Annotated in this window: 20 protein-coding genes and 1 riboswitch; of the genes, 1 reads left to right on the forward strand and 19 read right to left on the reverse strand. The window is 49.5% G+C overall.

The genetic code is table 11. The features are described from left to right. Positions 1-15: 15 nt before the first annotated feature. The 6 genes from AM231_RS24510 to pth form a co-directional block, all read right to left on the reverse strand. Positions 16-1,695: a putative polysaccharide biosynthesis protein gene (locus AM231_RS24510; RefSeq protein WP_054405000.1), complete on the reverse strand. Its 1,680-nt coding sequence runs from the start codon at positions 1,693-1,695 to the stop codon at positions 16-18. A gap of 197 nt (positions 1,696-1,892) precedes the next feature. Beyond that, positions 1,893-2,435, reverse strand: a complete 543-nt coding sequence (gene spoVT, locus AM231_RS24515; RefSeq protein ID WP_053490705.1) for a stage V sporulation protein T — start codon at positions 2,433-2,435, stop codon at positions 1,893-1,895. 282 nt (positions 2,436-2,717) lie between these two features. Beyond that, on the reverse strand, positions 2,718-3,803 hold the full coding sequence (locus AM231_RS24520) for a peptidylprolyl isomerase (RefSeq protein WP_053490706.1): 1,086 nt from the start codon (positions 3,801-3,803) through the stop codon (positions 2,718-2,720). Next, positions 3,787-7,314: a transcription-repair coupling factor gene (gene mfd, locus AM231_RS24525; RefSeq protein ID WP_053490707.1), complete on the reverse strand. Its 3,528-nt coding sequence runs from the start codon at positions 7,312-7,314 to the stop codon at positions 3,787-3,789. Before mfd ends, AM231_RS24520 begins: the two co-directional genes overlap by 17 nt. Positions 7,315-7,501: 187 nt before the next feature. After that, the gene (locus AM231_RS28420) at positions 7,502-7,732 is read right to left on the reverse strand and encodes an anti-sigma-F factor Fin family protein (RefSeq protein WP_082341797.1); all 231 of its coding nucleotides are present in this window, start codon (positions 7,730-7,732) and stop codon (positions 7,502-7,504) included. 125 nt (positions 7,733-7,857) lie between these two features. Further along, positions 7,858-8,418, reverse strand: a complete 561-nt coding sequence (gene pth / locus AM231_RS24535) for an aminoacyl-tRNA hydrolase (RefSeq protein WP_053490709.1) — start codon at positions 8,416-8,418, stop codon at positions 7,858-7,860. Positions 8,419-8,525: 107 nt separating this feature from the next. Here pth and AM231_RS24540 point away from each other — a divergent pair, with 107 nt between their 5' ends. Further along, positions 8,526-8,726 (forward strand): hypothetical protein, encoded by a 201-nt coding sequence (locus tag AM231_RS24540; RefSeq protein ID WP_054405004.1) that lies wholly within the window; start codon positions 8,526-8,528, stop codon positions 8,724-8,726. Positions 8,727-8,878: 152 nt separating this feature from the next. Here AM231_RS24540 and AM231_RS24545 read toward each other — a convergent pair whose 3' ends face one another. The 13 genes from AM231_RS24545 to AM231_RS24605 form a co-directional block, all read right to left on the reverse strand. Beyond that, positions 8,879-9,832: a ribose-phosphate diphosphokinase gene (locus AM231_RS24545; protein ID WP_053490711.1), complete on the reverse strand. Its 954-nt coding sequence runs from the start codon at positions 9,830-9,832 to the stop codon at positions 8,879-8,881. Positions 9,833-9,911: 79 nt separating this feature from the next. Next, positions 9,912-11,306, reverse strand: coding sequence for a bifunctional UDP-N-acetylglucosamine diphosphorylase/glucosamine-1-phosphate N-acetyltransferase GlmU (gene glmU / locus AM231_RS24550; protein WP_054405006.1), 1,395 nt, complete (start codon positions 11,304-11,306; stop codon positions 9,912-9,914). Between the two features lie 110 nt (positions 11,307-11,416). After that, a complete protein-coding gene (gene spoVG / locus AM231_RS24555) occupies positions 11,417-11,701 on the reverse strand; it encodes a septation regulator SpoVG (protein WP_006207419.1) in 285 nt (94 codons plus the stop codon). A gap of 182 nt (positions 11,702-11,883) precedes the next feature. Beyond that, the gene (purR, locus tag AM231_RS24560; RefSeq protein ID WP_053490713.1) at positions 11,884-12,711 is read right to left on the reverse strand and encodes a pur operon repressor; all 828 of its coding nucleotides are present in this window, start codon (positions 12,709-12,711) and stop codon (positions 11,884-11,886) included. A 95-nt stretch (positions 12,712-12,806) separates the two neighbouring features. Beyond that, a complete protein-coding gene (ispE, locus tag AM231_RS24565) occupies positions 12,807-13,661 on the reverse strand; it encodes a 4-(cytidine 5'-diphospho)-2-C-methyl-D-erythritol kinase (protein ID WP_053490714.1) in 855 nt (284 codons plus the stop codon). Positions 13,662-13,856: 195 nt separating this feature from the next. Next, a complete protein-coding gene (locus tag AM231_RS24570; protein WP_009591920.1) occupies positions 13,857-14,039 on the reverse strand; it encodes a small, acid-soluble spore protein, alpha/beta type in 183 nt (60 codons plus the stop codon). 211 nt (positions 14,040-14,250) lie between these two features. Next, positions 14,251-14,526: a biofilm formation stimulator Veg gene (gene veg, locus AM231_RS24575; RefSeq protein WP_006207415.1), complete on the reverse strand. Its 276-nt coding sequence runs from the start codon at positions 14,524-14,526 to the stop codon at positions 14,251-14,253. A 306-nt stretch (positions 14,527-14,832) separates the two neighbouring features. Next, positions 14,833-15,735, reverse strand: a complete 903-nt coding sequence (gene yabG / locus AM231_RS24580) for a sporulation peptidase YabG (protein ID WP_054405008.1) — start codon at positions 15,733-15,735, stop codon at positions 14,833-14,835. Between the two features lie 126 nt (positions 15,736-15,861). Beyond that, positions 15,862-16,746, reverse strand: coding sequence for a 16S rRNA (adenine(1518)-N(6)/adenine(1519)-N(6))-dimethyltransferase RsmA (rsmA, locus tag AM231_RS24585; protein ID WP_054405010.1), 885 nt, complete (start codon positions 16,744-16,746; stop codon positions 15,862-15,864). Continuing rightward, the gene (gene rnmV / locus AM231_RS24590; protein WP_054405012.1) at positions 16,743-17,294 is read right to left on the reverse strand and encodes a ribonuclease M5; all 552 of its coding nucleotides are present in this window, start codon (positions 17,292-17,294) and stop codon (positions 16,743-16,745) included. Before rnmV ends, rsmA begins: the two co-directional genes overlap by 4 nt. 181 nt (positions 17,295-17,475) lie before the next feature. Next, positions 17,476-18,663, reverse strand: a complete 1,188-nt coding sequence (locus AM231_RS24595) for a 3D domain-containing protein (protein ID WP_053490718.1) — start codon at positions 18,661-18,663, stop codon at positions 17,476-17,478. Between the two features lie 270 nt (positions 18,664-18,933). Further along, positions 18,934-19,146, reverse strand: a riboswitch (cyclic di-AMP (ydaO/yuaA leader). Between the two features lie 205 nt (positions 19,147-19,351). Beyond that, positions 19,352-20,119, reverse strand: a complete 768-nt coding sequence (locus AM231_RS24600; RefSeq protein ID WP_207383696.1) for a TatD family hydrolase — start codon at positions 20,117-20,119, stop codon at positions 19,352-19,354. A 97-nt stretch (positions 20,120-20,216) separates the two neighbouring features. Continuing rightward, positions 20,217-21,506 carry an HD domain-containing protein gene (locus AM231_RS24605; RefSeq protein ID WP_054405015.1) on the reverse strand — a complete coding sequence of 430 codons (1,290 nt, stop codon included), beginning with the start codon at positions 21,504-21,506 and terminating at the stop codon, positions 20,217-20,219. Positions 21,507-21,558 lie beyond the last annotated feature (52 nt).

Below are 21,558 nucleotides of genomic sequence, written 5' to 3' on the forward strand. Positions count from 1 at the left end.
ACACGTCTGCCCTGCCTAGCGCAGCACACGCATAAACCGCAAGAAGGCGGACAGCGGTCTGCCCAGCTTTGGCAGCTGCGCAAGCTCCTCTGCCGTGAGGAGCCTCGTGAGCGCTGCGCCGATGAGAAAGGCCAGTCCACCGGCCGCAACGCCGCCGAGACTCATGGCGGTGTAGGCAAGGCGCTCGGGGGCGAAGCCAAAGACCGCTAGCAGGCCGCTGAGTGCCTTACTGGTACCCCAGGCCGTAAGCCCCACCGCGGCTAGAACCAGCAGCGTCCTTGCGAGCATAGCACCTCCATCAAGCCTTGCTCCCGCACGGCGCGAGAGCAGCGAGAGGTTGAGCGCTGCGGCTGCCAAATGGGCAGCCACGCCAGCGATCGCGGCCCCGGTAATGCCAAGCAGTGGCACCATCAGCAGATTGAGCAGCAGCTTCAGTCCCGCGGCAGCGAGCAGATGAAATGCTGGGGCTCTTACGATGCCCATGCCTTGAAGCAGCGCAGCCGTAATCGTACTCAATGTGCCCCCGGCAGCCGTGAATGCGATCACTCGCATCGTCACCGTGCCTGCCGGATCCTCATACAACATAATATTGATCGGCTCGGCCAGCACGGCCAAGCCGACAGATGCTGTCATCCCGATCAGCCAGAACCAGCGAAGCGCCATCCTGGTCTGGCCTGCGACCCGGTTTAACTCTCCCCGGAACTTGGCTTCCGCCAATGCCGGGATGAACAGAACCGACAAGGAGGCCGCCAGCATAGTAACCAACTGGACCAGCGGCAGACCGCGGTTATAGATTCCAAACTGAGCCATTGCCAAGTCTTCCCCAAATCCGCTGGAGGCCAGCAGACGGGGCACAGTGAAGGTGTCCACCAGCCCGATAAGTGGAACGGCGAGCAAACTAAGGCAGACCGGGATGCCATAGGCAAACAGACGACGGATGAGAACACCCGCCCTCTCCTTGTCCACACCTGCCTGCATTCCCGAACCCTGTATTACGGACGACGTTCTTCCTTTCTGTGTCTCTCTCCCTGCTCTTCCCCGATATGAGCGGATATGAGCACGCCAATACAGCATCATCACCATCAGCCCGGCTGCACCGCCGGCGGCAGATCCGAACAAAGCCCCCGCTGCAATCATATCGGCATCCGCACCGGAGCGAACCATGTAGAGCAGCAGGGCAATCATGACCCCGACACGAACGGTCTGTTCGGTAACCTGGGACATGGCAGTCGGCATCATCTCATGCAACCCCTGAAAATAACCACGCAGCACGGACATCCAAGGAACGAACGCTAGTGCCAGCGCACCTGCACGGAGAGCGGGAACAACCTGGCTGCTTCCGATCCACTGCCCTATCCATGGAGCACAAGCGTACATTAGTATACCGAGAATCGCCCCGAACAACGCCAACACGGCAGAAGATAAACGCAGCAGCCGATGAGCATCCTCGGTACGCCCTTCCGTCTCATACTCGGCAACATATTTGGAGACGGCTGCCGGGAAGCCAATCGCCGCAACCGTAATGATCATCATGTAAAACGGATAAACCGTGTTATAAATGCCGAATACTGCATCCCCGCCCATATTTTGCAGCGGTATCTTTTGCAATGTGCCAATCAGCTTGGACAGCACCGCAGCCGCACCGAGAATAAAAGCTCCCTGCAGCATTCTTGCTCCTGTTTGATCTGGTTTCATTTCGCTTCCTGTCCCCTAGTCTTACTACCGGATTACAGACCAGCATTCTTCTGCAATGCTGTCATGTGTACCTCCATTATAACCAAGGGTGGAAGCGCGGCACAAAAAGGCCGGACAATAAAAACTCCCAGCTGCCGATTGACCCTTGGGATCAACGTTCAGCGGGAGTCTTTCATCCAAGGAGCGGTATCCTCGTCTTACTGTTCCATTTGTTTGCCGAGGAAGCCTGCGGCGGTTTCAGACATTTTCACTTCCATCTCACCCATGTTTACGGATTCGTCCTTGTTCAGCAGCACGACACTGCCGATCGGGTCTCCTCCTGCAATGATAGGTGCAGCAACGAAAGCAGACATGGCTTCCGGATTGTCTTTGCTGATCTCATAAGTGCCGCTGTTGCTCTCGAGCACCGTCTTACGATTCTCCATACAGTTCTCCAAAAGATTGCCGATGGGCTTGTCCAAATACTCCTTCTTGGAGCCGCCTGCTACGGCGATAAATGTATCACGGTCCGATATAAGCGTAATGTGACCTGTGCTCTCATAAAGGGATTCTGCATATTCCTTCGCAAAATCACCCAATTCACCAATTGGTGAATATTTCTTCAGAATGACTTCTCCATCCCGGTCAACGAAAATTTCGAGCGGGTCACCTTCGCGAATCCGCAATGTGCGTCTAATTTCCTTTGGAATGACCACGCGCCCGAGGTCATCAATACGGCGGACGATACCAGTAGCTTTCATGTCACTTGTTGCCCCACTTTCATAAGAAGATTTTTCAACTACTGTTCCATTCGAGAAGAGGATGTCCCCAGGTATTTAAGAGTTAATGTCTGACCATAGTATTCATCCATTCCCAATTCCTTATACATCATCTACCCTTGGTTGGTTGCGAAATCCAAAAATAAATATCGTCTCAGGTAAGGCTTAATGAGCCTTCCAAGCCCACTTTCGGGGAGAAAAAATCCATAACGCGCTCATTCACACGTTATGGATTCTATAAAATCCCACATTTAACCTTAAAACCTATTTACCTGTATCTTCCTTGCCAGCATCCGGTGTCTTTTCACCTTCTGCCGGTTTATCGGTAGCTCCGTCTTTCTTGTCGGTGCCTGCATCTTCAGCAGGCTTGTCCGTCTTCTCACTCTTCGGCAGGTTCATGCTCTCAATCAGGCCATTGAGCTCATTCTGCATAAAGTTATCGATCTTCGCCGAAGCCAGCTCGTTCCGAATGCCATCTTTCTGATCTGCCGGAAGTTTGTCGTATGTCACTTCCTCACGCTTCTCGACCTTCATCACATGGTAACCGTAATCAGTCTCAACCGGATCACTGATTTTATTCAGCTCCAGGGTCAGCGCTTTTTCCTTGAATTGTGGCACCCAGGTTCCAGCTGGCTTGTTCTCAATCAAGCCGCCCTTGTCCTTGGAGCCAGGATCCTCGGAATATTCCTTCGCTACCTTGGCGAAGTCCTCCCCTTGATTGAGCTTGGCTTCAACTTCCTTGGCAATTTTAAGTGCCTCGCCTTCTGCTCTTTCCTTACCTTCCGGATCTTTGAAGCCAATCAGGACATGACGAACACTAATATTGGTGTAATCCTTCTTGTTCGCTTCAAACTCCTTCTTGATATCCTCTTCAGAGACCTGGCTCTTCTCTTGCTCCATAACGGTAAATACGCGCAGCATATAGTTCCTCAAATCCTGCTCTTCTAATTTCTGTGATGCAAGCACGGACTTGAACTGCTCTTCGCCCATTCCGTTTTTATATTGCTTCAACAGATCATCGGCTTGCTTCTCGGCAGCTTGCTTGGATTTGTCATCCGCTTTGCCGTAGAGGTATTCATAGGCTACCCCTTGCTTCGCCAAATACTCCTTAAACTCATCCATTTCCAAAAATTGGGCATATTCCGGGGACATGACCTTGACCACACGCTGCTCCAGGTCAAATTCCTTCTCGGTCATTTCGCCACCCTTATATTTGACAATGACTTTACTGTTATCTTCTACTTTTTCCTTAGCCTTGTCGTTTCCGCACGCAGCGATCATCGACATGGATAGTACCGCTGTAATCGATACAATAAATGTCTTCCATGCCTTGTTATTTCTTGACGGCATTTTGTAGTTCTCCCTTCAGGTTGAATGGCTCTCGTGCAGCCTCCAGGAATTGCTCCAACAATTCTAATAATTGTTGATCGCTGAGCCCTTTACCCTTGATCCGTATGACTATGGCGGGCCCTTGTTCAAATTGTACACGTCTTTCAAAGAGATTTCCAATTTGCGCAAGTCCTGCCGTGTTAACCGCCTTATCCTGCCCTTCATAGAACTGCAGCAGGACGTCATCCCCTCGCTGGGTGATCGAATCGATCCCATACATACGGCCGTAAACCTTCAGGCGGGATACCGCGAGCAAGTTACTTACCGCAAGCGGCAGCTCACCAAAGCGGTCAAGCAGCTCGTCTTCAAGCTCAGCCGATTCATCAATCGACGAAACGACAGCCACTTTTTTATAAATTTCGATTTTTTGAATGCTGTCATAGATATAATCCGATGGCAAATAGGCATCGATGCCAAGGTCAATGGATGTGTTCCAATCCTTCGAAGGCAAGGACGGCTCTCCCAGCATGCTGACTTTGCGTTTCTGGATTTCCTCTGCCAGCATCTGCGAATACAGGTCGAAACCGACGGAAGCAATAAAGCCATGCTGCTCGGCTCCAAGCAAGTTACCTGCTCCGCGAATCGACAGGTCCCGCATCGCAATCTTGAAACCGGAGCCAAGCTCCGTGAATTCTTTAATAGACTGCAGCCGCTTCTCGGCCACTTCAGTCAGTACCTTATCACGCTGGTAGGTGAAGTAAGCATAAGCGATCCGGTTGGAACGACCCACGCGTCCGCGCAGCTGGTATAGCTGGGAGAGACCCATTTTGTCAGCGTCATGCACGATCAGCGTGTTTACGTTCGGGATATCGACACCTGTTTCAATAATGCTCGTACTTACCAATACGTCGTACTCGCCGTCCAGGAAGTCGAGAATGGTCTTCTCAAGCTCGGTCTCGGACATTTGGCCGTGGCCAACACCCACCCGGGCATCCGGCACCAGCATGGAGATTTGGGCTGCCATTTCCTGTATACCCTGGACCCGGTTGTAGAGATAGTACACCTGTCCGCCCCTGGCCAGTTCCCGCTCGATAGCTTCCCGCACCAAAGTCTGGCTGTGCTCTACGACATATGTCTGCACCGGAAAACGGTTCTCCGGCGGCGTCTCGATGACGGACAAGTCCCGGACACCAAGCATCGACATATGCAGGGTACGCGGAATCGGGGTTGCCGTCAGCGTAAGTACATCCACATTGGTTTTCAGCTTCTTCAGTTTCTCCTTATGCGTAACGCCGAACCGCTGCTCTTCATCCACGATCAGGAGTCCCAGATCTTTGAATACAATATCCTGGGACAGCAGGCGATGGGTTCCGATCAATATATCGACCGTGCCCTGTTTAACCTTCTTGATCGTCTCATTCTGCTCCTTACGACCGCGAAAACGGCTCAGCACCTGAATATTAATCGGGTAATTGGCGAAACGCTCACGGAATGTTTCATAGTGCTGCTGGGCCAGAATCGTAGTCGGCACCAAGACTGCAACCTGTTTACCTTCAATCGCGGCCTTGAATGCTGCACGAACTGCCACTTCCGTTTTGCCGTACCCCACATCACCGCACAACAACCGGTCCATCGGCCGGTTCTGTTCCATGTCTTTCTTGATTTCGGTAATGGCACGAAGCTGATCGGGTGTCTCGTCATAAGGGAATATGTCCTCAAATTCCTGCTGCTCCGACGTATCCTTCTCAAATCCGTACCCGGGCGCTGATTGACGCTCTGCATACAATTTAATCAGATCGTCAGCGATATCCTGAACGGAAGAACGAACCTTGTTCTTAACCCGGGTCCATTCGTTCCCGCCCAGCTTATAAACCTTGGGCTCCTTGTCTTCAGAACCGACATATTTCTGGATCAGATCGATCTGCTCAATCGGAACGGACAGCTTATCACTGCCAGCGTACAAAATATGCATGTAATCCTTATGGATTCCATTGATTTCAAGTGTTCCGATGCCCATATATTTCCCGATTCCGTGGTTTTGATGCACCACATAATCGCCCACTTTGAGCTCGGTGTAGCTCTTTATGCGCTCGGCATTATCTATATTCCGGGTCGTTTTTCGCGTTTTGCGCTGCTTCGAGGAGAACATCTCGTTCTCGGTGATAATGACTGTGTGGACCGAAGGCATCTCAAAGCCATTCTGAAGATGTCCCTCATACATAAGCGGTTCTTCGATTCCATAATCCAGCAACACCCGCCGCATACGTTCCATCCGCTCGGCGTCACCCGCCAGCATCATGACCTGAACGCCCGATTTCTTCCATCGCTCCATCTCTGCCTTGAGCACATTCATCTGGCCATGGAAATCCTGCATGCCACGTGTAACCAGGTTGACGATATTCTGCGGCTGCATTCTCGGCACCTGGCGCAAGAAAATAGAAATCAAGAGGCTCTGATAAGGATGCTGATAGATCAGTTCCTCGGTTTCCAGCGATAATGGAAGATCCGGCAGCGACTTGCCATTCTGCATAAGATGCAAATTCCACTCGGCTTCATCGCGTTCCAGCTGCTTGGCTGTTTCCAGCAGACGGGCAGGCTCATCCATAATAAGGATGGTATCCTTCGGCATGTAATCATACAGACATGTCTTCTCCGGATACAGCAGAGAAATATATTTATAGATCTCAGGGAAATAGATCCGCTCACGCAGCATTTCCACTTCCCGGTGTAGTTCTTCCCGGAGGCGAAGCTTGGCTTGGCGGTCGCTCATGCGCTCGAGTTGCGTTTCCAGCTTCCTGGCGACTGTATCTGCCGTACGGTTAAGCCGCTCCGAGTCTGCAATGATTTCCTTGCAAGGTGTAATCGTAACTTCCCGCACCTTATCAACGGAACGCTGATCCGCCGGGTCGAAGGTACGGATCGAGTCAATATCTTCATCAAACAGCTCGACGCGGTACGCCATGGCCGTTGTCATGGGATAAAAATCAATGATGCCGCCGCGGACACTCATCTCCCCGCGGCTCTCCACGCGCTCCACCCGTTCATAACCCATCCCGATCATTTGGTTCAAGAATGAATCAAGCTGGAGCGTTCCGCCGTCATGGAGCACTATACGGGCATCAGCCATCACTTCTGGAGCAGGAAGAAGACGACGCACTCCCGAAAAAGGCGCAACAACAACACCCCGAAAGCCTCTTGCACATTGGACGAGTACATCTATCCGCTGCGCGAGCGTCTCGGGGCTTGAAACTGCGGACTCGGCCGCCACTAGTTCGTTCGCCGGGTATAATAACACCTGTTCGGGTGAGAGCGCTTCCTGCAAATCATCCGCAATCTTCTGGGCTGAGAACATATTATGTGTGACTACAAGCAGCGGGCGCTGCTGGTCTTGGTGGAGTGCAGCCATTAAGATTTGTCTGGACGATCCGGAAAGACCGGAGATCAATTGCTCTCTCATGCCGGCATGAACGCCAGCCGTTATGGAGTTGAAATCCGAGTCTTTCGAAAATACATCAATAAGTGCTTGTAACAAAAGGGGGCACCTCTCTTATGCAAAAGAAATGAATTTCTTAAACTCTATTTCTCATGGGATTTTGGACGATTGCCAAAAAATCATAATCGAAAAGAAGCCTTGAGCAAAACTGCCAAGGCTAGAGCAGCGACAGGCACTGCCGCTGTATGTCTTCTACCAAAAAACGTTCTTGTATTCCATTATACGCTTATTGTAAGGGATTTACCAAAAGGCTGAGTTCCGGATGAGCTTCCAGGGCTTCTCGGCAATGGTCGCAGGTTACTCGGACCATGACCTCTCCGTTAAAATCATACGCTATTATATCCCTGCGTTCCTCAGCGGTCAAGGAATCGAAACCGAGACGAGCATCGGATATGTCATGGGAATCAATGCGGCCCTGAAACGCTCGACAGTGTCTGCAAACATAAGTTATCGCCATCATATGCCTCCTGAAGGTCGTATATACCTTCAGTATGCCCGAATTTCCCTTGTTTAAGACGTTGGTTTCCTTGGTAACGGAGGGCTCTGGTCATCTTCGAATCCCTTGAATCCGATTACCCTACTCTACTTGTTAAACTTGGCCATCGTCTGTTCAAAGGTATGATCCAGACTGAATTCCAAAGCATCACAAGTTTCTTCCACCATATTCTGCAGAAGTTCCCGCTCTTTCTTCGGGAAGGTTCCCAGCACGTAGTCAACAATGGCATAACCCGGCTCGGGCCTCGAGATGCCCATACGGACACGGTTAAAGCTCTGCGTGCCTGTATGCTGAATGATCGATTTGATACCATTGTGCCCTCCGGCGCTGCCCTGATACCGCAGACGAATCTTGCCAACGGCGGTGTCCAAATCATCATAGACCACAATCATATCTTCCAAACTCACTTTGTAATAATCCATATAGGCGCGAACAGCCTCGCCTGATAGATTCATATACGTCATCGGTTTAATCAGAACCGTTTTATGACCTGCGATCATGCCCTCGGCGATGACCGATTTGCATTTATTCTGATTAAACTTCATGCCGTGGCGTTCTGCCAAAGCATCCAGCGCCATGAACCCGACATTGTGCCTAGTCTTCTCATAATTTGGTCCGGGGTTGCCCAGTCCGACGATCCATTTCATCACAGGTTGATTCCTTTCACGATTTATACTTTCTTCTTTGTCCATTTCTGAGTACAATATGAACAAAACCCATTGGCGTATGCCCTCTTAAGAAGGTGAAATCGGCATTGAATACGAATGAACGAAAGTTAACGCATCACAGCCATTTTCAATATCACATGAAACATGGCATCCCGGTTCAAGTCTATGAACTCGGCTGTCATATAGACATTGGACTTATTACAGCAGTTGATGCCTATTTTGTCGAGCTTGAGGGTACGCTTTACAACCGGGGCACATTTACTTTCATATCGAGACCCGGGTACTGACAGGATAGGCCGATTCCAAGCAGGCCCTAATAATGAAAACGTTTTCTTTCCGGCTGTGCTACACAGCTGGATGGATGACCTGCATCCTCTCCATAGCCGACAAGGGTTACATCTCTTATGAAGGAGATGTAACCCTGCCTTTACACGGTTTATTATTCTATCTCAAACAGCTTGCTGATCGACAATTCCTCGTGAACCCGGATAATGGCTTCGCCCATTAACGGAGCAACCGACAGCACGGTCAGCTTGCTGCTTGGGTTCGGATGGGTAATCGGAATGGTGTCTGTTACCACAACTTCCTTGAGCGGAGAGTTCTCCAGGCGTTCATGTGCCGGACCGGATAGAACCGGGTGGGTACAGCATGCATAGACCTCCTTGACCCCGCCTTCCATCAATGCGTTGGCACCCAGCACAATCGTGCCTGCCGTATCAATGATGTCATCAATTAGAATAGCCGTCTTGCCTTCGATATTCCCGATAATGTTCATAACTTCGCTGACATTCGGCTCAGGGCGGCGCTTATCAATAATGGCAAGCGGCGCATTCAGGAAATCAGCAAGCTTTCTGGCACGTACCACCCCGCCGTGATCCGGAGAAACAACGACAGGATTCTCGATCTGCTTCGAACGGAAATACTGGGCAAGGATCGGCACGCCGAGCAGATGATCCACCGGAATGTCGAAGAAGCCCTGAATCTGCATCGCATGCAGGTCCATCGTAATGACACGATGGGCGCCTGCCTTTTCGATCAGGTTTGCAACCAGTTTAGCGGTGATCGGATCCCGCGAACGCGCTTTGCGATCTTGACGGGCATATCCGTAGTACGGAATGACCACGTTGATGCTCTTCGCCGATGCCCGCTTAAGCGCATCCACCATAACCAGCAGCTCCATGAGATTATCATTTACCGGCAAACAAGTAGACTGCACAATATAAACATGACAGCCCCGTACGCTCTCGGAGAGCTTTACTTGAATCTCGCCGTCGCTAAAGCTGGTTGTATGTGATTCCCCCATCGGAATACCGATATAATCAGCAATTTGATGGGCAAGTTTAGGATTGGAATTACACGTGAATATTTTTAATTTCGAATCAAGATAAGTCATAGAATAAAAACCCTCCGTGCTGGTTCGTTGAATTAGGCTATCCGATCACCACTTCGATCTTAAACAGAAGCAGGAATGATTACGATTTATTGTTCTTCTTGGCAATAGCGCGTGCTCGCATCTTTTCTGCGTACCCTGGCTTGTTCTCTTGACGCTGTCTGGCAATGGCCAGATCATTATCCGAAACCGAATGCGTTATGGTAGAGCCTGCAACAACGAATGCGCCCTTGCCTACCTTCACCGGTGCAATCAAATTCACATTACTGCCGATAAAGGCATCATCTTCAATTTCGGTAACGGACTTATTATATCCATCATAGTTGACTGTTATCGCACCACAGCCGATATTAACGTTTTTGCCGACCTTGGCATCCCCCACATAGCTGAGATGAGATACCTTGGATCCATTATCAATGGTGGCATTCTTGACTTCGACGAAATCGCCTACCTTCACGTCCTCACCCAGCTTGGCGCCTGGACGAAGATAAGCATAAGGCCCTACGGTGGTACGAGAACCGACTTCAGCGCTGCATAGCACCGAATGTTTGACGCTAGCACCATCCGCGATAACGGAATCTTCGATATCGGAGCCCGGTCCGATCACGCAATCTTCACCGATCACCGTATTACCTTTCAAAACAGTCCCCGGATACAGTACGGTATCTGAGCCAATGGTAACATCAGCACCGATGTACGTTGAAGCCGGATCGATGATGGTAACACCGTTCAACATGTGCAAGCGATTGATGCGATCTCTCATGAAGCCTTCAGCTTCCGATAGGGCAAGACGATCATTCACGCCAATCGATTCCGCATAGTCATCTGTCTGATAAGCAAGCACGGTCTCGCCGGCTTGTTTCAGAATTCCGATACAATCGGTCAGATAATATTCCTGCTGCGCATTCTGATTGGTCACGCTGTCTAATGCCGCAAATAGCTTTTTATTGTCAAAACAATAGGTACCGGTATTAATTTCAGTGACTGCGTCCTCTTCTGGACTGCAATCTTTCTGTTCAACAATCCGCAACACGCTTCCATCTTCGCCGCGGATGACCCGGCCGTAACCCTTCGGGTTATCCATATGCGCAGTCAGTACGGTAGCGGCCGCATGGCTGCTTTCATGAAGTTTCAGAAGATTCTCCAGTGTTTCGGACGTCACGAGCGGAGTATCGCCGCAGATGACAATCGTGGATCCTTCCTCGGCACCCAGAAGTTCCTTGGCCTGCTTTACAGCATGACCTGTTCCGAGCTGCTGCTCTTGCAGAACATATTCAGCTGCGTCTTGCAGATAGGCACGGACCTTTTCTGCTCCGTGTCCTACGACCACAACGCTGCGTTCACAGTTTACCTGCTGCACCGTTTGCAGTACGTGTCCAACCATCGGCTTGCCACAAACAGGATGCAGCACTTTATAAAGTTTGGATTTCATACGTTTGCCCTGCCCAGCGGCGAGCACAATAGCATATCTTTTCAAGGGCCATGCCTCCTCCTCTTGAACTCACTACTGAATATATATCATTCTACAAAAAAAGAAAAGAGAGCCATAGATATGGCTCTCTTTTCCTTGAACCCCAATTGTAAAACTTAAGCGCCTTCTTCAATCACTTCTTCTTCTGTAGCCGCTCGCTCATACTCAGCCAATACAGCCGATTGAATCTTCTCGCGGGTACCGGAAGAAATGGGATGGGCAATGTCGCGGAATTCTCCATCCGGAGTGCGTTTGCTCGGCATTGCAACAAACATTCCATTGTTACCGTCGATGACGCGAATGTCGTGAACGACAAACTCATTATCGATGGTAATGGATGCGATTGCCTTCATTCTCCCCTCAGAGTTAACACGGCGGAGTCTGACATCCGTAATTTGCATATGTGTTCACCACCTTTTTCCATCAGAGACTTGGTGTATAATTCCACATAGCAAACCTAAAATCCTTCTTTTTATACTATAAAATATCCTAAAATCAGGAATTTTTTTTAGAATGTGATATTTTCGACAGACTTCGGGCTAATTCGAAGGAAACCGCTACAATATCGACAAATATCGCAATCTTATTTTTCGAAGTAGTTTCCGGGATTTACCGTTATGCTCTTCGTTTTGGAGTCTACGTCACTTAAGATCGCAATTGAAATATAGTCCTCTAGAAGTCTTTCCTCTGTTTCCACTGCTCCTGATTCCACCAGTACACCCACACCTGCGACTTCGGCATTAAATTCACCCAGCAAATCGACCATTCCCTGGATGGTTCCTCCTGCCTTCATGAAATCATCCACGATTAGCACACGGGAGCGTTCCTTCAGTGCTCTGCGGGATAAAGACATGGTATGAATGCTCTTATGCGAGCCTGAGACATAATTGATGCTTACGGCCGATCCTTCCGTCACTTGATGGTCCCGACGAACTAATACGACAGGCAGGTTCAATTGGGCTGCCGTGGCGTAGGCTAACGGAATTCCCTTCGTTTCCACGGTCATCACCACATCGATCTCACGGTCGGAGAATGCCGTTGCAATAATCTTTCCGGCTTCATTCATCAGCGACGGCTGCCCGAGCAGGTCAGATATGTACAGATAGCCACCTGGCAGAATCCGGTCTGATTGCTGTAATTGCTCACACAGCTCCTCTGCAAAACGCAGAGCATGGTCTGTGCGCAGTTTAGGGATGTATCTGACTCCACCCGCGGCGCCAGCCAGCGTCTGAAGCTCTCCGAGCCCCTCGCTCTCGAACACGTCCTTGATAATGGCCAAATCCTCACTGATGGATGACTTGGCTGCTCCATATCGGTCAGCAAACGTCGTCAGAGGTATCAGCGTATGCGGTTTGGATAATAAGTATTGGGTCATATCGACCAATCGTTCGCTTCGTTTTAATTTTTTCACTAGGGTTCCTCGCTAAATCCGAATATTATACATCAAATATAACATCTTTGTACGTATTTATACAAACATTATTGAGATTTATTCTCCACGTAATTCTAGGTTAACAGGCGAACAGCATACACTTCCTTGCAAAATCCCCGCAGGCCATTGTATATCCGGGCCACTTTGGATTCCTTGGAAACTAGGCCAAAGACCGTAGGACCACTGCCCGACATAAGGGCGCCGTCAGCCCCTAACTTCAGCATGCCGTCTTTCAGCTGCTGAACTTCCGGGTGCAGCTTCAGGGTTACTTCCTCCAGCACATTGCCAAGCGATTGGCACATCTGCTGAAAGCTCCCCTGCTGAAGCGCCTCCACCATGCGCTCAGCTGATGGATGGTGCTGAATCTGTTCACTCCGCAAGCGGCCGTATACTTCCGCGGTTGACACATTGATGGGCGGCTTCGCTACAATCACCCAGCATTGCGGAGGGTTCGGGATGGGCGTGAGCACTTCGCCGCGTCCTGTAGCCAGCGCCGTGCCGCCGCTAACGCAGAAGGGCACATCCGAGCCGAGCTCTGCGCCTAGTGCAAGTAGCTCCTCCTGAGGGATGTCCAGGCCCCAAAGACGATTCAAGCCTCGTAGCGTGGCTGCAGCGTCACTGCTTCCTCCTGCCAGTCCAGCGGCAACGGGAATCTTTTTGTCCAGGTGAATATGTACCCCATTCTTCACATCGTAGCGCTCTTTTATTAATTTTGCGGCTTGAAAGGCTAGATTCTTCTCGTCAAGCGGTATGTATCCTGCCTGTGAGGTAATGATGATGGTGTCCCGCTTCTGTTCTGACATTTCGAGCCGATCAGCAAGATCGATCATCGTCATGACCATTTCTACCTCATGGAAGCCATCAGGACGTTTATGGAGCACATCCAGCATCAAATTGATCTTGGCCGGTGCTTTTTCGTATATTTTCAAGATCGTTCACCTATCCTTAGCTTTTCCCATATGCTTGAACTTAACATATTCGAGAAAAAACATCTAATGCCTTTATATTAACAAAATCAAGCTTTGAAGTCATGAGACTGTTTGAGGAGAGAACTCCTTGATTGCCAGCTATATAAACAGGGCCTCCCGTGTACCGGAAGACCCTGCTTTTCCATCATGCGACTCTTACAGATCGGATTTGCGGGCTGCCCGCTCGGCGAGCTCGATTGCCCGTTTTACCATGTTGCCTGCATCCTTGGCTTTAATGCCTCCCCAGCCTTCCTTCTCCACGGTGTCATAGAAGCCCAATTCCTTAGCAAGCTCGGTCTTCAATTGATCAGACATAATGCTTCGTCTTCTCCTGCTCATTCATTCCGCCTCCTTGAAAAATGTATTGAGTATGGCAATGAACAGCACCCAGCGTCGTAAAGAGCTTAAAACATCCCCACCTGCTCTTTAACCCCTCACCCGGAAGGCGGGTGCAGCCTTAGTATGCATCCGACCCTTCCTTGTCATCCCCACGAAAGGATGGCAACAAAAAACAGCCTCCTCTGTAAGTGGAGACTGCTCTCTCATGACGTTATGACTTGATATAGGTGATACGCATCTCATTGTCGTCACCGGTGACCATAATTTCCACTGTTTCGGTCAAAATATCGGCATAACTGTAAGACACACGTTTAAACGTTTGTTGGTCCTGATCCAACTTCACAATGAAAACAGAAGGGTACGTTTCTTCCAAAACACCAGTACGCTCGACGGTCTTCCGGCGGCCACCGTTAGCCCGAAGCGTAATTTTTTGCCCTAAATGGGCATCGAGACTGCGTTTGATTTCCAACAGCGCGTTTTTAGCCATTGTCGACGACCACCTCTTTCCTTGTCCATTATATCGTAGATTCAGTACGTTGTCAATTCAAAAACATTAATTATATCAGCAACAAAAATATGTTGTCAACGTTTTTTTTTGACCCGGTAATTCTCGCGTTCATTTGCTTTAATATGCGCTAAATTGACACATTTTATGTATATTTTTTTGACAACTTTTTTACAAAATCAATGAGCACAACAAAAAACCCCAGCCTGTGGGGTTTTCCTGTTGTTATATTCTCCTTTAATAGCTATCAGCGCTGACAGCGGGCCTTGGAATATCCTTGCAGAAGATTTAACTGACTGAAGGTGTTACCTTTAAGGTAGACAGATCCTGCAGCTTCGGCAGGCCAATGCGATAGCTGCCTCTCGTCTCGATCCCTCCTACGCCTTGGCTTCCGCTAATCGTATGATGTACGACGTCGTGCATGTTCACCGTATCGCGAACTGACGTATAGGCCGCCTTCGCAGCCACATACACGGGGTCCAGCGCATGAATCAGAATTCGCCCTGGCGAGCTGGCAAAATTAGCCCCTGCCTGCAGCAGCGCTTCAAAATGCGATTGGCATGCGCCTGCCACAATCACGAGGGAGTCCAGATTACGCTCATACTGGCGTGCTACCTGAATCGCTGTCACGAAGTTATGCGAATTCTTATAGCTGTCCAGGCTTAATAAATCGTATGGCTGCCGTCTCTTGAGTACGCCATCATGGCCTGTAATCACTACGATATCAGGTCTTACCCGCGGAAGAAGACGATATAACGAATCGGCCATCGCCGATTCAGTGATATAATGACCTTCCGCGGGGACCCGAAGCTGGCTGTATAAGGCCAAACTCTTCTTGAGATATTGGGGATCCCCATCCAAATGCAGCACCTTGCCCGGCACATCAAAATATCCTTTATCCGCATGCTGACCGCCGTCAATCCCTCTAAGATTAGCCCATTGGCGTTCGCTCTGCTCCTGTCTATGCTTTTGCAGGCGGTCCAGCGACTCATTGGCTTTGATCTGCGCCTGCTTTGTTCGTTCGCTTAAGGTGGGATGCGGAACCGTCACCAGATCATTAACGGGAGCGTCGGCCAGCAACCGGAATTCCGTCCCTTTGATGACGATATTATTATTTTGCCGCATGCCTTCCACCCGGAACGTTACATCGCCGCCGTATGATTTACGGACGACCAAGTCTCCCAAGTTCATCACAATATCACCCCTACCCTATGGTATGGGCTACTGTGAATATTGGTTCTTGCGAAATAACGATTTATAAGTGTTAAAGCCCTTCACTGCCGGAAGCGTCGCTCTAACAGCCGGATTCAAGCCGGATCAGCGAATATTTGCGTGGTACAGCACATTGCTGAGCCTGGCGTACTCTTCAATACTAAGCGTCTCTCCGCGCCGTGAGGGCTCAATGCCCGCTTCTTGCAGCAGCTGCTCGAGCCGCTCCCGGCCTTCCCCTGAAAAGAAGCGGCTCTTCAAATTGTTAGCAATCGTCTTCCGCCGCTGTGCAAAAGAAGCTTGTACCACCTCAAAGAAGAATCCCTCGTCTTCCACGCGAACAGGCGGCTCTTCTCGAACAGCGAGACGTATAACGGCCGATGCGACATTCGGCTGTGGAATAAACACCGTATGCGGCACGATACAGACCAACTTGGGCTCACTGTAATATTGAACGGCAATGCTAAGACTTCCATAATCCTTGCTCCCAGGTGCCGCCGCCATCCGTTCCGCTACTTCCTTCTGGATCATCACCACGATATTCTCCAGGGGCAGCTTCTCCTCCAGCAATTTCATGAGAATCGGTGTTGTCACGTAGTACGGCAAATTAGCCACAACGCTTACCTTCGATACGCCCGCAAACTCCTGGCGGAATAATTCATGAAGATCTACCTTGAGAACATCCCCGTGATGGACCTTCACATTCTCATAAGGTTCCAGCACTTCCTTCAGAATCGGAATCAGACGCTGATCAATTTCGACCGCTGTGACGACTCCTGCTGTCTGTGCCAGCTTCTCTGTCAACGCACCGATGCCAGGCCCGATTTCAAGCGCTCCCTTATCTTTATCCAAGCCTGCCGCTTCCACGATCTTGGACAGAATGTTCTGATCGATCAGAAAGTTCTGACCGAGACTCTTCTTGAAGGAGAATCCATGTCGTGCAATGATCTCCTTCGTTCTTCTCGGTGTTGAAATATCTTCAGTCCGGCTCATTGGCCTGTGCCCCCTTCTTCCAGCTGCGTCAGCGCGGCCAGAAATTCTTCTCGCGATATTTGAAACATGGCCAGTCGTTTATGAAATTGCTTGCTGTTGCAGTAGCCGATGCCCAGTATATTCCCCATCGTCATACGTCTTGCAGCTGCATCCGGATGGGCCGATAGGCCAGCCTCCAGCAAGTCATCCAGGCTAATCAGGCTCTCTCTTCCCTCAAAAGAGGTATGTACCCGCTCCAATGCACGCCGTATCGCTTCCGGAGAGGCATTCTCCACTCCGATATCGCCTTTACGGGTAGCATCCTCCTCTGGAATGAAGGCGTGCTTACAGCCGGGCACACGCTGTTCCACAATTTTGCGGATCCGCTCTCCTGCATGATCCGGATCGGTCAATATGATAACGCCTCTGCGTTCCTGTGCGAGCGCGATACGTTTAAGAATAGACTTGTTGATCGCAGAGCCGCCGGTTTCGATCGTATCCGCGTCAACCGCCCGTTTAATGGCCACTGTGTCGTCTCTGCCTTCCACAACGATTACTTCTTTAATCATCCGTATTCTCTTCCTTCTCAAGGATCCAGGCTTGTAAGCCAATTAACGGCTCTGCCTCGCCTGATATGCTTCGTTCTTTACAAAACAAAAGAAGAGGAAATATTCCCTCTTCTTCATCATCATATATTATAAGCTAAATAGTATAGCATTAGAATGGCATTGTAAATTGGTTTTCATGCGATTAATTTAATTCAGGTTTAACCGGACCGATCACGTATACGGTGCGGCCGCTCTTCCGGCCGAAATTCATGGCCGATTTCAATGAATCATAATAAACATCGATTTTATGTCCTTTGATAGCACCGCCTGTATCTTCAGCACGACGGAAGCCAATGCCTTCGATATATACCCACCATCCGATCGGGATGATGTTCGGGTCTACGGCGATCGTACGCCCTTCCGTTACTCGCGTGCCGGATGCGGTGCGTGTGCCGATACCTTTTTGTTCAGCAGAGTATGCCGTCATCGACACGTTATTCAGCACCTTGGTGTATTTAAAATCTACGCCTGCGCGGGAAACCACGTTGTTCTGCACAGCCTTGGCTGCCGTTACCTTTTTCGTACCAGACAGCTTAGCTGGTGTAGCTTTCACTTGAGTAGCTGCTGCCTGCACAACTACAGGCTTCTCCACTTTTTTCGTGCCTACAGCAATGATCTTATCCTTCGTTCTGCGCTCGACCTGTTGAGAGACCTTCGTCTTGGAAACCAGCTTGCCGTTGTGGTAGACCTTCTCATAATGGTTCACCATCAGACCAGGCTCGCCCCGCTGAATGACGCGGTTATCCCCTCTTTCAAGCGAAGGATCGGCAGTCTTGATCACACGGAATTCCCGGTTCTCTGTCTCCTTAACGTTTTGTTTCGTGACGCGAACGACATGGATATTCATATTGCTGGTCAGCTCCGTGCTCTGCGACGGTTGTACTATATCTTCACCCTGGACCGCAATACCAGCCTCTTTCAGTACGTGATCCACTGTTTCCTGGGATGTAAATATGGTTTGGGTTGTGCTGCCTACTGTAACGTTGATTGGAACTGCCCGTTTTATGATGATTCGGTCTCCGTCCTGGATCGCGCCGTTTAAAGGCATCGAAATCTGATCCTGAGGACTCAGCGTGATCGCTTGTTCATCCAGCAACTCCTGCAACAAGGATCCGCGTGTTTCTACCGTGGTGACACGACCATCTACAACAAGCTGAACTTCCTTGCCTGACTGATCATGGACAACCAGCGATATGAGAAGTGATACCGTAATGGCTCCCATAGCCCCGAGCAACATCAATTGACGCAAATTGTCATGCTTCCATCTCAATGCGTAAGACATGCTGGATGATTGCGATTCATGGGTTTCTTCAGGTTGAAAAATGCCCACTATTCCATCCTCCTTCATAGTCCCGCCGCCTTCAGTAACGCATGAATGCATTTGACGTGACTATAGCAATTGTTCTCACAAGGCGCCCTGCTATCTATCTAACGCCCTGCGTCAGTCCCCATCTTCCCGTCCATCGATCACCACCCTTGTTTACCAAGCGTATGATGATTCCCTCGCCATTATTCAAAATAAAAGAAAGCCATTGAAAGAGTACTAGAGGCTCTGACGTGGCTTCCTGATGATTAGAATCATGGAAATGGTATGCACGAGATTTCCCCTCTTATTTCGCTTACGGAGTTAGCTGTCGGGTTCGGACGTAAGAGAGACGCCCTAGCTCCGGATACCGCTCATGGCGAGATCCTTCACATTCACCCCAAAGACCCGAAAAAGAATCAAATACAGCTCCGTGCATCAAAAACAGCATACACAGCAGTATCGGTTCCCCCGTTCTCCACAAATTCGGAGATTAAGCGAGATGGTTCATGAAATAATCGGCTGTGATCTGCACATCGCAGCTTCTTATCACTGAAAAGATGATATCCTGTTTACATGCAGGTTGTAAAGCAACAATCAACCACATTTTCTCATGTAAATGGTTAAAATATTGTAATATCGGCGCCTTTTCTGATTAAAAAACTTTAATTAGTCGCGAAAGCTCCTCTTTTCATCGCTTTTGCTCCCTTTTTCGTTAAATGCCAAATCGTTCCAGTGCATTTTGGGTAGTAATCCGGGCCAATTCCTCAAAGGACAAGCCTTTTATTTCGGCTGCCATCTCCGCCACCAATTTGACATAAGCGGTCTCATTTCGCTTCCCGCGGAATGGGTGAGGTGTTAAATAAGGCGAGTCCGTTTCGATCAATAACCGATCCAATGGAACCTTCGCCAAGACTTCTTTAGGCTGCTTCGCATTTTTGAAGGTAATCGGCCCGCCAAACGAAATATGAAATCCCATATCGAGACACATCTTGGCCGTTTCCCAGCTGCCGGAGAAGGAATGCATGACACCTCCGACGTCAGATGCCTTTTCCTCCCGCAAAATCTTAACGATATCTTCATGCGCATCCCGGTTATGAATGACGATCGGCATGTTCAGCTCCCGGGCAAGTTCGATTTGACGCCGAAAAACAAGGTGTTGGACATCCTTCGGAGATGTATCCCAATGATAGTCCAGACCAATCTCCCCGATTGCCACCACTTTCTCATGGCTGCATAAGGATGCGATCCAGTCCAGATCCTCATCCTGCATGGTGATTGCATCAACAGGATGCCAGCCCACAGCTGCATAAATAAAATCATAAGTCTCTGCCAGCTTCATCGTGCTCGGAATCGTTTCCCGGTTAAATCCGATATTGATCATCCGGGTCACGCCGGCTTCAAGCGCCCGCTTGATCGCCATTTCCCGGTCTTCGTCGAATTGGGGAGCATCCATATGAGTGTGTGTGTCGAACAGCATAATGTTTCACACTCTCCTTTCCTGTCGTTTCCTGTGAATTCGGTTTTTCCGCACTTGCTTGTATTATACGTATACGAGACTTTCTAACGATTTCGTTTTTTCAGTTGTGCTGCGAAAAGAGGCTTGCTATATTTTTCGGCATAACACCCAGTACGCGGGTTATTTTTTCTTCCGGATAATACAGATGATATCTTCCTTTATGGATACCGCTGATCGAGCGTACAATCTCGGATACTTCCGAGATTTCTCTAAGGGTATCATGCCTGTCCAGGAGCAGAATCTGCTGCTCGTAAAGCGGCAGATCAGAATGAACTTTATCATAAGGAAGATCGGTTGGAAAATCAATCTCCAGATCATATTCCGGATGCAGTCCCGCCTCACGGAACGCTTGGCGTATTCCGTCGATGGTATCCAAATCCATATTGTCGATTTCTACATATTTGTAGAGTCTCCGATGCATGAAACGGCCGCATAGTTCGCTGAGAAGCTTGTCTTCTTCCTCCGTCCATTGCAGAAATGCCGTTTGGATCAGGGCTTCATCCAGCCGCAGATATTGTTGCACGCTGAGGCAATTGGCAAACAAAGCCGAAAGAGGCTCCACCATAAACTGAAAAGCATACCCTTGGTCATGCAATTCCTTCGCACGGCGAAAGATTTGACGCAGGATGATCTCGGAGCTACGGGTGACAGGGTGAAAATATACCTGCCAGTACATCTGATATCGTGACATCAGATAATCCTCTACGGCGTGCATGCCGGATTCCTTCACGACGATCCGATCCCGGTGCGGCCGCAGCATCCGCAAAATCCGGTCAATATCTATGGTTCCGTAATTGACTCCCGTATAATACGCGTCCCTTAACAAATAATCCATCCGATCGGCATCGAGTGGACTCGTGACCAGGTTCATGACAATCGGTTTATCGTAGGTTTTGTTGATCACGGAGGCTACTTTCTCAGGAAAGTCGGCTCCGAGTTCTTGCAGCACCTTATTGACGCAAGTATCACCAAGCAGGATCCGGCATGTCCAATCCTCGTGATGCATATGGAATGCTTCCTCTATAGAGTGGGAAAAGGGTCCATGACCCAAGTCATGAAGCAGGGCTGCACAGAGTGCCACTTGTCTTTCTTCGGCGGGCCAATCCGAGTATCCCTTCCGTTCGAATTGAGAGATGATTCTTCTCGTAATTTCATAGACTCCTAAAGAATGAGAGAATCGGCTATGTTCAGCACCATGAAAAGTCAGAAAGGAGGTCCCAAGCTGCCTAACCCGGCGAAGACGTTGAAATTCGGGCGTATTGATTAACCGCCATATCACATCGTCTTGGACATGAATGTAATTATGAATAGGATCCTTGAACACTTTTTCTTCTGTTATGGGTGAATACATTGATCTCATCTCCTTATCATGAATTGCGGATACAACGGATAAACACTACTTT

The sequence above is a fragment of the Paenibacillus solani genome, from assembly GCF_001277345.1.
Classification (GTDB): Bacteria; Bacillota; Bacilli; order Paenibacillales; family Paenibacillaceae; genus Paenibacillus_AQ; species Paenibacillus_AQ solani.